This window comes from Neobacillus bataviensis (genome assembly GCF_019969725.1).
This window is the reverse complement of the sequence record NZ_JAHXYW010000002.1, coordinates 526,830-541,655: the sequence shown is the minus strand read 5'-3', so window position 1 is coordinate 541,655 and position 14,826 is coordinate 526,830. Positions and strand designations below refer to the sequence as shown.

The 14,826-nt window shown below is 42.3% G+C and carries 13 protein-coding genes; 10 read left to right on the top strand and 3 right to left on the bottom strand.

The window, feature by feature from the left end; genetic code table 11:
- Nucleotides 1-4: 4 nt before the first annotated feature.
- The 8 genes from ilvD to leuD all read left to right on the top strand — a co-directional run bounded on the left by ilvD (nt 5) and on the right by leuD (nt 10,426).
- Complete coding sequence (ilvD, locus tag LC455_RS07420; protein ID WP_223589485.1) at nt 5-1,672, top strand: dihydroxy-acid dehydratase; 1,668 nt, start codon at nt 5-7, stop codon at nt 1,670-1,672.
- 654 nt (nt 1,673-2,326) lie between these two features.
- Entirely contained in the window at nt 2,327-4,054 is a 1,728-nt protein-coding gene (gene ilvB, locus LC455_RS07415) for an acetolactate synthase large subunit (protein ID WP_223589483.1), read from the top strand.
- Nucleotides 4,051-4,572 (top strand): acetolactate synthase small subunit, encoded by a 522-nt coding sequence (gene ilvN / locus LC455_RS07410; RefSeq protein WP_223589482.1) that lies wholly within the window; start codon nt 4,051-4,053, stop codon nt 4,570-4,572. The genes ilvB and ilvN overlap by 4 nt, the downstream gene beginning before the upstream one ends.
- A 27-nt stretch (nt 4,573-4,599) precedes the next feature.
- Entirely contained in the window at nt 4,600-5,631 is a 1,032-nt protein-coding gene (gene ilvC / locus LC455_RS07405) for a ketol-acid reductoisomerase (RefSeq protein WP_223589480.1), read from the top strand.
- Nucleotides 5,618-7,162, top strand: a complete 1,545-nt coding sequence (locus LC455_RS07400) for a 2-isopropylmalate synthase (protein WP_223589478.1) — start codon at nt 5,618-5,620, stop codon at nt 7,160-7,162. The genes ilvC and LC455_RS07400 overlap by 14 nt, the downstream gene beginning before the upstream one ends.
- 62 nt (nt 7,163-7,224) lie before the next feature.
- Nucleotides 7,225-8,331 carry a 3-isopropylmalate dehydrogenase gene (gene leuB, locus LC455_RS07395; protein ID WP_223589476.1) on the top strand — a complete coding sequence of 369 codons (1,107 nt, stop codon included), beginning with the start codon at nt 7,225-7,227 and terminating at the stop codon, nt 8,329-8,331.
- Between the two features lie 88 nt (nt 8,332-8,419).
- Nucleotides 8,420-9,838, top strand: a complete 1,419-nt coding sequence (gene leuC / locus LC455_RS07390) for a 3-isopropylmalate dehydratase large subunit (protein ID WP_223589474.1) — start codon at nt 8,420-8,422, stop codon at nt 9,836-9,838.
- Nucleotides 9,839-9,841: 3 nt separating this feature from the next.
- Entirely contained in the window at nt 9,842-10,426 is a 585-nt protein-coding gene (leuD, locus tag LC455_RS07385; protein WP_223589472.1) for a 3-isopropylmalate dehydratase small subunit, read from the top strand.
- A gap of 25 nt (nt 10,427-10,451) precedes the next feature.
- Here the strand turns inward: leuD and LC455_RS07380 are convergent, their stop codons facing one another.
- Both LC455_RS07380 and LC455_RS07375 read right to left on the bottom strand, forming a co-directional pair.
- On the bottom strand, nt 10,452-11,156 hold the full coding sequence (locus LC455_RS07380) for a hypothetical protein (protein WP_223589471.1): 705 nt from the start codon (nt 11,154-11,156) through the stop codon (nt 10,452-10,454).
- A gap of 106 nt (nt 11,157-11,262) precedes the next feature.
- Nucleotides 11,263-11,577 carry a DUF3892 domain-containing protein gene (locus LC455_RS07375; RefSeq protein ID WP_223589469.1) on the bottom strand — a complete coding sequence of 105 codons (315 nt, stop codon included), beginning with the start codon at nt 11,575-11,577 and terminating at the stop codon, nt 11,263-11,265.
- 277 nt (nt 11,578-11,854) lie between these two features.
- On the opposite strand from LC455_RS07375, the gene LC455_RS07370 reads away from it, so the two are divergent.
- Nucleotides 11,855-13,405 (top strand): glycoside hydrolase family 55 protein, encoded by a 1,551-nt coding sequence (locus tag LC455_RS07370; RefSeq protein WP_223589467.1) that lies wholly within the window; start codon nt 11,855-11,857, stop codon nt 13,403-13,405.
- Here LC455_RS07370 and LC455_RS07365 read toward each other — a convergent pair.
- Nucleotides 13,396-13,974, bottom strand: a complete 579-nt coding sequence (locus tag LC455_RS07365) for a DUF1836 domain-containing protein (protein ID WP_223589465.1) — start codon at nt 13,972-13,974, stop codon at nt 13,396-13,398. The genes LC455_RS07370 and LC455_RS07365 overlap by 10 nt on opposite strands.
- 133 nt (nt 13,975-14,107) lie before the next feature.
- Between LC455_RS07365 and trhA the strand changes: the two genes are divergently transcribed.
- Complete coding sequence (trhA, locus tag LC455_RS07360) at nt 14,108-14,755, top strand: PAQR family membrane homeostasis protein TrhA (RefSeq protein ID WP_223589463.1); 648 nt, start codon at nt 14,108-14,110, stop codon at nt 14,753-14,755.
- Nucleotides 14,756-14,826 lie beyond the last annotated feature (71 nt).

Sequence of the window (14,826 nt, the reverse complement as noted above, 5' to 3'; positions counted from 1 at the left end):
AAAAATGCGAAGCGATATGATTAAAAAGGGAATTGACCGTGCTCCCCACCGCAGCCTATTATACGCAACCGGGGTAAAGACGAGTGACTTAGAAAAACCGTTTATCGGTGTCTGCAACTCTTATATTGATATTATCCCTGGACATAAACACCTTAATCATTTCGGTGAAATTGTTAAAGAAGCTATCCGGGAAGCCGGCGGCATACCTTTCGAATTTAATACAATTGGCGTTGATGACGGTATTGCCATGGGACATATCGGAATGCGTTATTCCCTCCCAAGCCGTGAAATCATCGCTGACAGTGCCGAAACAGTTATTAACGCCCACTGGTTTGACGGTGTTTTTTACATTCCAAACTGTGACAAAATCACTCCGGGAATGTTAATGGCAGCCGCCAGAACCAATGTACCTTCTGTTTTTGTTTCTGGGGGTCCAATGGAAGCAGGTGTTTCCTCTTCTGGAAAGCAGCTTTCCCTCACTTCAGTATTTGAAGGAGTTGGTGCCTACCATAACGGTACCATTAGTCAGCAGCAGCTGTTAGACATCGAGACTCAGGCCTGCCCTACATGTGGATCCTGTTCAGGGATGTTTACAGCCAATTCGATGAACTGTCTCATGGAAGTACTCGGAATGACCGTTCCAGGAAACGGGACCATCGTCGCGACTTCAGAAGAAAGACATGAGTTAATTCGTCAGGCTGCAAGACATTTGATTGAATTAGTCAAAAAAGATATTCGCCCACGCGATATCATTACAAGAGAAGCAATTGATAATGCATTCGCACTTGATATGGCAATGGGAGGCTCAACGAATACAGTGTTACATACACTAGCCATCGCCCATGAAGCCGGAATTGAATACGATCTCCGCGATATTAACAAAATCGCTGAAAAAGTTCCATATTTAGCAAAAATTATGCCGGCATCTGATTATTCTATGGACGATGTTCATCGTGCAGGCGGTGTCAGTGCAATCATCAATGAGCTGTATAAAGTGGAAGGTGCCCTGCATGATAACTGCTTAACAATTACAGGAAAAACTCTTGCTGAAAATGTGAAGGAAGCAACAATCACAAATGAGGCTGTTATCCGGACAAAAGATAATCCATATAGCCCTGTTGGCGGCCTGTCCATCCTATATGGAAACATTGCACCGGATGGCGGGGTTATCAAAGTTGGAGCAGTAGATCCATCGATTAAAACCTTCCTTGGTGAAGCGATTGTTTTTGAATCACAGGATGAGGCACAAGAAAATATTAACAACGGCACTGTAAAATCTGGCCACGTTGTTGTTATTCGATATGAAGGTCCAAAAGGCGGACCGGGGATGCCGGAAATGCTCGCACCTACTTCTGCAATTGCTGGACGCGGGTTAGCGAAAGAAGTTGCCCTCATTACTGATGGCCGCTTCTCTGGTGCAAGCCGAGGGATTTCAATCGGTCATATCTCACCGGAAGCAGCCGAAGGCGGTCCTATCGCCCTTGTTGAAAATGGCGACAAAATTTTAATTGATCTTGAAGCACGCTCCATTGAACTTCTCGTAGATGAAGAGGTTTTAGCTGAAAGACGCTCCTCTTGGGTTAAACCAGAACCAAAAATTAAAACTGGTTATCTAGCAAAATATGCAAAGCTTGTTACCTCTGCCAATACTGGCGGGATTATGAAGATATAGAGAAAAGCGGAAGCGACCGTTTAGCGCACGACAGGCCTGGAGCGCTCCAACTGAGATAAAGGAAACACGAAGAGCGTCAGCGCATTCGTGCTTGACTTATCGTAGGGCGGAGAGCGAAGGACACTAGTCGCTGGTTGCTGGAGCTAGACAGTAATCAAAGTTTGAAAACGCAGGGAATTAGTAGTACCCCTCCCCTTCCCAAGGAAGCTAAGGTACTAAACGTGTTAAGTGAAGAATCAATTGACAAAAAAATATAATAAATCGATGACGGGAATAAAGGAATAAGAATTTGTATTTTCAGAGAGCTGGGGTTGCTGGAAGCCCAGTAATACAACTTATTCTGACATCATCCCTGAGTGTTGCGCTGAAAAGCTTCTCGCTTACTAGGTGCAATCGGGTGTTAAATTAATAGCACCTGTTACCAAAAGAAGCGTTTTTTTAATTGTCGCTTCATAAGGCAGTATTCGTAAGAATGCTGTGAAACCGGGTGGTACCGAGAAAATGAAAAGGCCTTTTCTCCCCGATTATTCTGCTTTTGATTTCTTGAATGCAGTTTATTCGGGTAGAATAGGGCCTTTTTTACTGCGCTTGAACAAAATCAGCCATAGGCTGAGTATTTTAAATATTCAAATACCCTTAAGGAGGGAATACAAGGTGAAAGTAGAAGCAAAACTGGAATTCCAAACCAGTACCGCACCAAAAACAGGGGCAGACCTTCTCATTGATTTATTAATTAATGAAGGAGTTGAAACCATTTTTGGTTATCCAGGCGGGGCTGTTCTTCCAATCTACGATGCGATTTATCGGGCAAAGGCAAGAATTAATCACGTCCTCTTCCGTCATGAGCAAGGCAGCATCCATGCTGCGGAAGGTTATGCACGAATTACTGGGAAACCAGGAGTCGTCCTTGCCACATCAGGACCTGGAGCAACGAACCTGGTGACAGGAATTACAGATGCTATGATGGACTCCTTACCGCTTGTGGTTTTTACAGGACAGGTTGCCCGAGGCGTCATCGGAACAGATGCTTTCCAGGAAGCAGATGTTATGGCCATCACGACTCCAATAACCAAGCATAATTATCAGGTGCAATCCATTTCCGACCTGCCAAGAATCGTGAAGGAAGCCTTCCATATTGCTTCAACCGGGCGTCCCGGACCAGTCCTAATCGATATTCCAAAGGATATTTCCGCTGGGGAACTATTCGAAGAGCCACAAGAAGTAAGCATTCATTTGCCAGGTTATCAGCCGACTACTAAGCCAAACCCGCTTCAAATCAAAAAACTGGCGGATGCACTTGGAAAGGCGAAAAAGCCTCTCATTCTTGCTGGTGCAGGTGTTCTTCACGGCAAAGCTTCTGCGGAATTAACGGAATTTGCAGAAAAACATCAACTTCCAGTGGTAACAACATTGCTTGGTCTAGGGGCATTTCCAGCCAACAATCCTCTGTCTTTAGGAATGGGTGGTATGCATGGTACCTATACCGCAAACATGGCAATGTATGAATGTGATTTGCTTATCAATATCGGCGCCCGTTTTGATGACCGTCTTACCGGTAACCTAAAACACTATGCACCAACTGCAAAAGTGGCCCATATTGACATTGATCCAGCCGAGATAGGTAAGAATGTTCCGACTCTTATTCCTATCGTTTCCGATGCCAAAGAAGCTTTAGTCGAGCTGATCAATCAGACAGCTGAATCGCCGGAACACTTAGCCTGGTTAGAGACGCTTAAACAATATAAAGCGGAATTCCCACTTTGGTATAAACATAGTCCTACCGGCATGAGCCCACAATGGCTGATTGAAGCAATCCATAAAGTTACAAATGGGGAAGCAGTGGTAACAACGGATGTAGGCCAGCATCAGATGTGGGCTGCACAATTTTACAATTTTGACAGGCCGCATCGCTGGGTAACCTCCGGCGGACTAGGAACGATGGGCTTTGGCTTTCCTGCCGCAATAGGAGCGCAGATGGCTGCTCCAGAAAGCACTGTCGTAGCCATTGTTGGGGATGCTGGTTTCCAAATGACCCTGCAGGAGCTATCTGTTATATATGAACAAAACCTGCCAATCAAAATCATTATCGTTAATAATGGAGCGCTCGGAATGGTTCGTCAGTGGCAAGAACTGCTTCATGGGAACCGCATTTCCGAATCGATTCTTCAATCACAGCCTGATTTTGTAAAGCTGGCAGAAAGCTATCATATTCGCGGGTTAAAGATTGAAACACAGGAAGAACTAATCACAAAGCTTCCGGAAGTATTTGCTTATGATGGTCCTGTTCTTATGGATTGCCGAGTTCTCCAGCAGGAAAAAGTTTTTCCAATGATTGCTCCGGGTAAAGGGATACATGAAATGATTGGGGTGAAACCATCATGAAACGAATTATCACTCTAACAGTTCAAGACCGAAGTGGTGTTTTGAATCGAGTTACTGGCCTGTTACAAAGGCGGCAATTTAATATTGAGAGTATTTCAGTTGGGAAAACCGAAACCGAAGGAATCTCAAAAATGACTCTGGTTGTTGAAGTGGAAGACGATCAGCGACTTGAGCAGGTTACCAAACAATTAAACAAGCAAATTGATGTTTTAAAAGTTTCCGATATTACGGATAAAGCAATCGTTGTACGGGAACTTGCACTCATAAAAGTGGCCAGCAGTTCACAGCTTCGCAGCGAAATCAACGGAATTATTGATCCTTTCCGCGCCTTGATTATCGATGTGAGTAAAGATAGTTTAGCCGTTCAAATTACAGGCCGCCCTGACAAAATCGATGCTTTGATAGAGTTACTACGGCCTTTCGGCATTAAAGAAATTGCCAGAACAGGGCTGACAGCCTTCCAACGAGGTCATCAGCCACAAGTAAACGATCTACCAACATATTCACTATTAAAATAACTAATATATTTGAGAGGATGATTCATAATGGCAAAAGTACTATATAACGGTGATATTCAAGAGGCAGTTTTACAAGGAAAGAAAATCGCGGTAATCGGTTATGGCTCACAAGGTCATGCCCATGCTCTTAACTTAAAGGAAAGCGGCTTTGATGTAGTTGTTGGCTTACGCGGCGGGAAATCTTGGGATAAAGCTGTTGAAGATGGTGTAGAAGTAACTTCAGTTGCAGAAGCGGCTCGTCAAGCAGACGTAGTAATGGTTCTTCTTCCAGACGAAATGCAGCCAAAAGTTTATGAAGAAAGCATCAAACCAAATCTTGAAGCCGGAAATGCTTTAGTTTTTGCTCATGGCTTTAACGTTCATTTTACACAAATCGTACCACCTGCAGATGTTGACGTATTCCTAGTTGCACCAAAAGGTCCAGGACACTTAGTACGTCGTACGTATACTGAAGGTGCCGGCGTCCCTGCCCTTTATGCAGTTTACCAGGATTACACAGGTCAAGCACGTGAACTTGCCCTTGCCTATGCAAAAGGTATTGGCTCTGCTCGTGCAGGTGTATTAGAAACTTCATTCCAAGAAGAAACAGAAACAGATCTATTCGGAGAGCAGGCTGTTCTTTGCGGCGGTACTACTGCCCTAATCAAAGCAGGCTTCGAAACGCTTGTAGAAGCTGGTTATCAGCCAGAAGTAGCTTACTTCGAGTGCTTACATGAATTAAAATTAATCGTTGACCTTTTATACGAAGGTGGATTAGAAAATATGCGCTACTCTATCTCAGATACTGCTCAGTGGGGCGATTTCGTTTCCGGACCACGCGTTGTTAACGAAGATACAAAGGCCCGCATGAAAGAAGTATTAAAAGATATTCAAACAGGTGCATTTGCAAAAGGATGGATCCTTGAAAACCAAGCAAACCGTCCACAATTCAATGCAATTAACCGCAGCGAAAACAATCATCAAATCGAGGTAGTCGGTCGTGAACTTCGTGCCTTAATGCCATTTATTAAAAAACCAGTAAACCAAAAGAAAGAAGTGGTGGTAAATGGTTCACGTTAACATCTTTGATACAACCTTACGCGATGGCGAACAATCTCCTGGTGTAAATTTAAACCAGCTTGAAAAATTAGAAATCGCCAGACAGCTTGAGCGGTTTGGCGTTGATATTATGGAGGCCGGCTTTCCGGCTTCCTCTCAAGGCGATTTCGAAGCCGTAAGAGCCATTGCCAGAGCAATTAAAAACTCTTCTGTGACTGGCTTGGCCCGTGCAACAAAATCGGACATTGACATTGCGTGGGATGCCTTAAAAGATGCAGCCGAACCAAGATTACATGTTTTCATTGCTACCTCCCCTATCCATATGAAATATAAATTAATGAAAACTGAGGATGAAGTTGTCCAGACAGCTGTGGATATGGTCTCATACGCTAGACAAAGATTTCCGCAAATTGAATGGTCAGCTGAAGATGCTTCCCGGTCAGATCTTGATTTTCTTGTCCGAATTATTACGAAAGTCATTGATGCCGGCGCAACTGTCATTAATCTTCCTGATACAGTTGGTTACACGACACCTGAAGAATATGGCCGTATGTTTCGTTACGTGAGGGAAAACGTTCCAAATATTCATAAGGCAGCCTTATCATGCCATTGTCACGATGACTTAGGGATGGCCGTTGCCAACTCACTTGCAGCGATTGAAAATGGCGTTACCCAGGTAGAAGGTACTATTAATGGTATTGGTGAACGTGCAGGTAATGCTTCTTTAGAGGAAATTGCTGTTGCTTTAAATATTCGTAAGGATAAATATCCTTTCACTACTAATCTAGTTTTAAAAGAAATCAAACGAACCAGTGACTTGGTGAGCCGCTTTACCGGGATGAAGGTCCCTCCTAATAAGGCTGTTGTTGGAAAAAATGCCTTCGCGCACGAATCCGGCATCCACCAAGATGGCGTCTTAAAAAATGCATTAACTTATGAAATTATTACACCTTCAATGGTTGGAGTTGGATCCAACGACCTTGTTCTTGGAAAGCATTCCGGCCGCCATGCTTTTAAAGATAAAATCGAGCAGCTGGGCTTTGAATTATCACAAGAAAAGCTTAACGATGCTTTTAAATCCTTTAAGCAATTAACAGACAGGAAAAAAGAAGTAACAGATGAGGATTTATTTACAATTTTAATGGATATCCAAACAGCAGCGATCGATGTGAAAAAATATGAGCTTGTCGCATTCCAAGTCCAGTACGCATCAGCAAACCTTCCTACTGCAACGGTTGCCCTTACGACTCCAGAAGGTATCCGTGCAGAGACTGCCCGTACAGGAAGCGGAAGTGTAGAGGCCTTATTTAACACTTTAGAGGCTTTGGTTAAGGAAGAAATTCATTTGACTGATTTTAATTTAAGCTCAGTTGGACGCGGACGCGATGCTCTCGCAGAAGTCCATGTAAAAATGACTGTGAACGGAACGAATGTCAGCGGCCGCGGCTCCGCGCAGGATGTGCTCGAAGCTTCCGCAAAAGCATTCTTGAACGCTGTCAATCGTGTATTTTTTAACCAAAAAGCTTTTATCAAAGAACCAGCAGCACTATAAAAAACTTGGCGCCTAATAGCAGGCGCCCATCATAAACCAAAAAAATGAGGAGGTTGCTTCTAATGAAAAAACAAATTGTCTTACTTCCCGGTGATGGTATCGGCAAGGAAGTTATTGAATCTGCGAAAGATGTATTAAATGCAATTGCTGAAGAATATAACCACTCTTTTAGCTTCGAAACCCATGAAATCGGAGGAGCAGCCATTGACCTTTACGGCACTCCCCTTCCAGAATCAACCGTTGATGCCTGTAAGCTAGCCGACGCGGTTTTACTTGGTGCTGTAGGGGGACCAAAATGGGATAACAACCCTTCGCACCTGCGTCCAGAAAGAGGCTTGCTTGGTATCCGAAAGGCACTGGATTTATATGCAAACCTTCGTCCGATCAAAGGCTTTAAAAACCTGCTTCATGCTTCACCATTAAAGGAAGAAGTAGTTTCAGGAAGCGACCTCCTTATCGTACGTGAATTAACTGGCGGCATTTACTTTGGAACTCCAAGTGAGCGTCGTGACAATGGTCAGACAGTGGTTGATACTCTTGCCTATACCCGCAAAGAGATTGAAAGAATAGTAGACAAAGCGTTTCAAGCAGCTCAAGGCCGCCGCGGCCGCCTTACTTCTGTAGATAAAGCAAACGTGCTAGAATCCAGCAAGCTATGGCGGGAAATTGTTGAAGAGAAAAAGGTTCAGTATCCTGACGTTGCCGTTGAACATGTTCTAGTGGATGCGGCAGCAATGAAGCTGATTACAAATCCTTCGTATTTCGATGTTGTTGTGACTGAGAATATGTTTGGCGACATCCTTAGTGATGAGGCTTCTGTATTGACTGGTTCGCTAGGCATGCTCCCTTCAGCCAGCTTGAATGAGTCTGGGGTTGGCCTATACGAACCTGTTCATGGATCTGCACCGGACATTGCTGGAAAGGGTATTGCTAACCCAGTTGCTATGATTCTATCTGCTGCCTTAATGCTTAGGTATTCATTCAAGCTTGATGACGAGGCGAAGATGATTGAGGACGCGGTTCAATCCGTACTTGATGCTGGCTTCCATACAGCCGACCTGCAAATTGCTGAAGGACGCAAAGTAGGAACTGCTGAAATGACCCGATTGGTTGTAGATTATATCAAATCTCAAAGTCCTTCAAAATGTATCATGAGCTGTTACGTTTAAGAAGCATTTACGGAAACCGCCAGGCTCTCGATAATGAGCTGGCGGTTTCCTTCTAGAATTAAAATCTATTAATGTGAGGAAGGAAGCTATGCAAACACCAAAAAATATTATCCAAAAAATTTGGGAACAGCATGTTGTATATCAAGAAGAAGGAAAGCCGGATTTGCTTTATATTGATTTGCATCTCGTTCATGAAGTAACCTCTCCTCAGGCATTCGAGGGCTTACGAATGAACGGCCGGAAAGTGCGCCGCCCAGACCTAACGTTTGCGACGATGGATCATAACGTTCCAACCCGTCAGCGTCTTACTATCAACGACCCCATTTCGAAAAAGCAAATCGATACCCTTCAGCAAAACTGTCAGGATTTTGGGGTGCCGCTCGCTGATATTCATCATCCAGACAACGGAATTGTCCATGTCATCGGTCCTGAGCTGGGACTTACTCAACCTGGAAAAACAATTGTCTGCGGTGACAGCCATACCTCTACTCACGGGGCATTCGGAGCACTAGCATTTGGTATCGGCACAAGTGAAGTGGAACACGTCCTTGCGACGCAAACACTTTGGCAGGCACCACCGAAGACCCTTAATGTAAAAGTAAATGGAAAACTTGGGACAGGCGTTACAGCAAAGGATTTAATCCTTGCGATCATTGGAAAGTTTGGCGTACAGTTTGGAACTGGCTATGTAATGGAGTACACTGGCGAAGCAATCCGTGCCCTGTCAATGGAAGAACGGATGACTGTCTGTAATATGTCAATCGAGGCTGGCGCAAGAGCAGGACTTATCACACCGGATGAAACCACTTTTGAATACTTAAGAGGCAGACGTCATGCTCCTCAAGGTGAGGAATTTGAAAAAGCGGTCGCCCGCTGGAAAGCATTAGCAACCGACGAAGGCGCCGCTTATGATGCTGTCGTTGAAATTGAAGCGGCGGAAGTAGAACCGCAGGTAACATGGGGAACAAACCCAGGAATGTGTATCCCAATCACTGCGAATGTTCCTAGCCCAGATGAAACAGACAAACCAAGTGAAAAAGATGAAATTACCCGTGCCCTGCAGTATATGGGTCTTGAAGCTGGCCAGTCCATTTCAAGTGTTCAAATTGACCATGTCTTCATCGGCTCGTGTACAAATTCACGCTTAAGCGACTTGCGCAATGCAGCTGAAGTTATCCGCGGCCGCAAGGTTAACCCTAACGTTAAAGCCATTGTTGTTCCAGGTTCTTTCAGCATTAAGCTTGCTGCAGAAAAAGAAGGTATTGATGAAGTCTTTAAAGAAGCAGGATTTGAGTGGCGTGAAGCTGGCTGCAGCATGTGCTTAGCGATGAATGACGATATTGTGCCTCCTGGCGGACGATGTGCTTCTACTTCTAACCGCAATTTTGAAGGCCGTCAAGGTAACGGAGCTCGTACTCATCTCGTCAGTCCAGAAATGGCAGCTGCTGCCGCGGTTGCTGGACATTTTGTTGACGTCCGTCAATTTACTGCTCAGGAGGTTGGATAAAAAATGGAACCATTACGAATTCATCAAGGCCTTGTTTGTCCTTTAAACAGAACCAATATTGATACAGACCAAATTATCCCGAAGCAGTTTTTGAAACGGATTGAGCGCAGCGGTTTTGGCCAATTCCTGTTCTATCACTGGCGCTTTGATGATGATGGAAATTTACGCGAGGATTTTCCTCTGAATGCCGCGCAATACCAAGGTGCTTCCATTTTAGTTGCAGGAGAAAATTTTGGTTGCGGCTCTTCTCGCGAGCATGCTCCTTGGGCTGTTCAGGATTTCGGCTTTAAGGTCATCATTGCTCCAAGTTACGCCGATATTTTTAAAAATAACTGCGTGAAAAACGGCATTCTTGCGATTCAAGCAAGTGAAGAACAAGTCCAAACCGTTATGAAAAAGGCACAAACTGAAGGTTATACCTTAATTGTTAATTTAGAAGACCAAGTTGTATATGACAACGAAGGCTATGAAATTAAATTCGATATTGCTCCCTACCCAAAACAAATGCTGCTTAACGGCTGGGATGAAATTGGCGTAACCTTAAGCTACGAAGAAAAAATTAGTGAATATGAACTTGCGCATAAGTAAAGAGCTTGGATCTCCAAGCTCTTTTTTAATTCCCTGCAGATGCAAGCTCATGCATCATCAATTCTTGAAGTGTCTTGTTCCCCAGGGAATTTTGACCAAAAGCATTTGAGTTAGGCCAATACAGATGCCTAAATGAAACGCCATTGTTTAATTCTATTTCTAAAAATGCCGGTTCCCCCACAAAAGCATTCTTTTGTTGTAATACGTTATAATCCTCTATTTTTAATTTCAGCCATTCATTTAAAAATAGTTCCTTTACCTCCGGAGAAAATGTATGTATTCTTCTACCGTCCTCCGTACTTTCAATATAGATATTTTTCACAAGATTGTTAATGGGATATAAATCCCCTAATGTTTTAGCTGACTTATTTTCCTCAGCAATATATACTTTGTCATTAGCTACCACCATAAGAGACGCGGGGTATCCTTTTACAGCATAAATAGTGGTTCCTTCTTCAACATAAGCAGCATCACCATTTTTCATTTTATGATCACTGCAGGCTTTATCCGCCATTTTAAATTTTATCTCTCCTAATGGCTTTCCCTTTTCAATTTGCAGGTGGATCTCCTCATCTGCTGGTTCAGGAAAATGGTGCTGATATTTCATATTATTTATCATTAGGAGGTCTACCCATTCGATTGCTCCATCTGGACAACCCATCGTCCGAATACAGGAGGATAGCATTGTTAAAACGAGCATTAAAACTGCCAATCTAGTAATCCAGTACATACGTATCTCCCCTACCTTCATTGGTGTATATATTCACCAAAAAATGGTATTATCCTTCAAGTCAGAAAAAAACTGAGCAGCTACAAGGCCACTCAGCGATTTATTGTTAAAATCCCGGTAATCGATCTAAATTATTTTCTTTGATACCATCAGGTTCGCTGCGAATGATGTCCCTTCCATATTTATGAAAGACATCAACATGAGCAAGCTTGCCAGCTTTTGCTTCATCCAGAGCAGTGATATAATCCAGCTCCCGCCCTGTGTTTGTCTTAAAAGCAATAATATCGCCATCGTCGTTTTTCCTTACAGCGACGAACTCTTCTTTTCCGTTATTATTACCTTGACCTGCTTCCAATTGGGCTTGCTGCTTACCTTGATGTTTATACTGTTCATAAATTTTTTCAAAATCCTTCTCTTCCATGAAAAATTTCACCTCCGAACATTTGTTAGTATTTTTCTTTTCTTAAAATTTATCCCCCTCCTTGGATTCAAAAGTTTTATTTTATACACTAATATTGGTTAACCCCTTTGTGACCGGTTCGCTTATATTTTTTAAAATCAAGTACAGCAAGATAATAACCATTATATTTATTAAAAAAATGATTAAAAATACAACGATGGAAACAAATTGCAGCTAGAATTTGCACCAATACCATTGCCGAAAGGGCAGTCAACAATGTAATAACGGAGTGAGAACAATGCTTGATTTATCTAAAAACTATGATCCGAATCAAAATGCTGCGATACTAGCTAGCCTTGCGAATAATCCTTCTATGGTTGTTCAGGAAACTGCAGCTCTCTTTAAGCAGTTCCATCAAAAGGAATTTTCTGCTCCAAAAGTTGTTAAGAAACGCGTTTCTTTATCAGAAATGTTTTTCCGGCTTTTTTCAAAAAGGTCTAAGCTTAGCATTCCACCCATAATGAATGTGGATTCTCAAGGAATGGTTTATCCAGAATGGATAGATTTATTAAACAATGAATTCACTAAATTACAAAATAGAGCCATTAAAGAAGTAAATATCATTGATTATGGTGCAATTGGGGATGGTTTGACAGATTGTACTGCGGCTTTTCAAAAAGCATTAGGAATGGGCTCTGTAAAAGTAATGATCCCAAAGGGAATTTATGTTACCAAGGGGATCCGCCTGCCGTCTTGGACCATTCTGGAGGGTGCTGGAAAAGGTGTGACTACAATTAAGCTGCATGACGATGCTCCTAAAGGAACAAGGCTTATTACTAACGCCAATCATTGGCGAGGAAACCACCATCTTTTCGTTGGGTCATTGAGCTTGGACTGGAATGTGGAGAGACTTGGCGACAGTCCAAAAACGAGTACTTGGGGTAATCATTCAAGCTGTTTAACATACGCAAATGTAACGTATGGCTGGGTAAAGGATGTAGAGGCAATCAATCCAGGTCTTCATTGTTTTGACATTTCCTCTACCTTGTACAATTATGCAGGGGATGGTTTTCGTGCCCGGGGCGGCAGCATGTATGTGTGGCTTGATCATTTAAATGGCTATGGATTTGGCGATGACGGCATTACCACCCATCATAGTGATAATATTTTCATCTCGAACTCACATATGTGCGACCCAAGCGGAAGGGCCCATCAAAAGGGCTTCTCAAATTCAAACGGGATTGAAATTGATGACGGCTCACGGAATGTCTTGCTCGTCAATAATTCTACTGCCCGCTGCTTTGGCGGAGTGGAAATAAAGGCTCATGAAAATTCATCCGCAGCAGCTAATATCCAAATTGTTGGACATATTTCAGTGAATGATAACCGCTCCTATAATTTTCGCCATATCGGTCATCACAAAAGCACGGATGCTGAATCAAAAACGGCCTTTAATATCATGGCTGCAAATCTATTATGTATCGCTCCGATTTTTTCCGATTTATATAAGGATTCCACACCGCGAGGCTTGGTTGTTTCCGCATATAAAAATGTCGTCATTAATCAGTTTACCTTGATTGGCGACCCGTATTATGACTACAAAGGAAACCCAGTCATGGCGATCCAATATCGTGCTAGAAATGTAGTTTTGAAAAACATTTTGATTAAGGATTTTAAAACAGCAGGAGCAGGCATTAAAGTATTGGGAGGAGAAAATCGGGCGGAGAGTGTTCGGATTTGTGACGTGGAGATAGAAAATTCCTCTCCTAAATCCATTGATGTGGGTCAAGGTATCCAAGATATTAAGATTGAAAACTCCAGTACAAAAAGCGTCAAAACCTATCGTTGACGCTTTTCTTCTTTTTCAATTGGAATTTGGTCAATTAGCTTTTCGGCAGCTTTTCTATATAAATTACTCATATGAACAAGCGAGGAAATCATGAGTACCTGCTCTAGGTACGGGGCAACATCGTCCATCGCATCTTTTACTTCTGACTCTCGATCCTGTAAATCCATTTTAAAGTCCCCGACATTTTTGCTGGTTAGATTTAAATAACTATTGTAAAAGGAGTCTAAATTGATTTCCTCTTTGATAATTTTTTTATTGACGCCATCAAGCAATATTTTAATATCATTGATTGATAAAGCCCCTTTTAGCTGATAAATCAGACTGATTAAGATGAGATGTTCTTTTGAATATTTTTTATTTTTTATTGGAAAAATCAGCTTTCCCTTCGCATAGTTATTTATCATCGTTTTAGTAAGAACCTTTTCTTCGTCATTCCGCTTTGATTCAGCAAATTTATTTTCAAATAACTGAATGACTTGGTCCATGTATAAATCGATATTAGGAATTTCCTCCAAAGTCAGACTCGCTTCTAGGCCAAGCTGTTCAATAAGTTGATGGATATTTTCCATGATTTTAATTACCCCGTTCTCATGCTTGATATTTTTCATTATACCTTATGAAATAAGCATTGACTAGATGATAACACACTAGTATCATTATATGTAGTTATTAAAACTACATGTTACGATAGGAGGCATTCAAATGAACAATTACATTCGGGAACCAATCAATGGACTCACCCATTTAGCAGGGGCTCTTTTATCCTTTGTGGGGCTGCTCGCGATGGTTATCAAAGCATCCATGTCATCTCCATCACCAATGACCATTGCTGCTGTTATCATTTTTGGTGTAAGTATGATTTTGCTTTATTCCGCCTCGGCTACTTACCACATGGTTATCGCCAGAGATAAAGTGATTGCCTTTTTAAGGCGGCTTGATCATTCAATGATTTTTGTCTTGATTGCAGGAACATATACGCCTTTTTGCTTCATTAGTTTGAACGGAAAAACCGGTGCGATTCTTTTTTCGATTATTTCTGCAGTAGCGATAAGTGGAGTAGTTTTTAAAATGGTTTGGTTTAATTGTCCCCGCTGGATTTCGACGGCACTCTATATCGCGATGGGCTGGATGATTGTGTTTGTTTTTTCGCCGCTTGCCGGCAGTTTAAATCCTTGGGGTTTATTTTTATTGGTGTTAGGCGGCATCTTCTATACTATTGGAGGTGTCATCTATGGGGCGAAGCCGAAGTTTTTGGAGTTTAAGTATTTAGGCTTTCATGAAATTTTTCATATTTTCATATTGCTGGGCAGCCTTGCGCATTTCTTTAGTGTGTTTTTGTATGTTATATAATATGAATATTCTTATAAAATGGCTCGGAGGTATCCTCCAAGCCATTTCACATATATTTAAGGTTGAATAAT

Coding starts and splice junctions, on each gene's coding strand:
- ilvD (WP_223589485.1), top strand. CDS start 5: ATGCGAAGCGATATGATTAAAAAGGGAATTGACCGTGCTCCCCACCGC.
- ilvN (WP_223589482.1), top strand. CDS start 4,051: ATGAAACGAATTATCACTCTAACAGTTCAAGACCGAAGTGGTGTTTTG.
- ilvC (WP_223589480.1), top strand. CDS start 4,600: ATGGCAAAAGTACTATATAACGGTGATATTCAAGAGGCAGTTTTACAA.
- LC455_RS07400 (WP_223589478.1), top strand. CDS start 5,618: ATGGTTCACGTTAACATCTTTGATACAACCTTACGCGATGGCGAACAA.
- leuB (WP_223589476.1), top strand. CDS start 7,225: ATGAAAAAACAAATTGTCTTACTTCCCGGTGATGGTATCGGCAAGGAA.
- leuC (WP_223589474.1), top strand. CDS start 8,420: ATGCAAACACCAAAAAATATTATCCAAAAAATTTGGGAACAGCATGTT.
- leuD (WP_223589472.1), top strand. CDS start 9,842: ATGGAACCATTACGAATTCATCAAGGCCTTGTTTGTCCTTTAAACAGA.
- LC455_RS07380 (WP_223589471.1), bottom strand. CDS start 11,156: ATGTACTGGATTACTAGATTGGCAGTTTTAATGCTCGTTTTAACAATG.
- LC455_RS07375 (WP_223589469.1), bottom strand. CDS start 11,577: ATGGAAGAGAAGGATTTTGAAAAAATTTATGAACAGTATAAACATCAA.
- LC455_RS07370 (WP_223589467.1), top strand. CDS start 11,855: ATGCTTGATTTATCTAAAAACTATGATCCGAATCAAAATGCTGCGATA.
- LC455_RS07365 (WP_223589465.1), bottom strand. CDS start 13,974: ATGGAAAATATCCATCAACTTATTGAACAGCTTGGCCTAGAAGCGAGT.
- trhA (WP_223589463.1), top strand. CDS start 14,108: ATGAACAATTACATTCGGGAACCAATCAATGGACTCACCCATTTAGCA.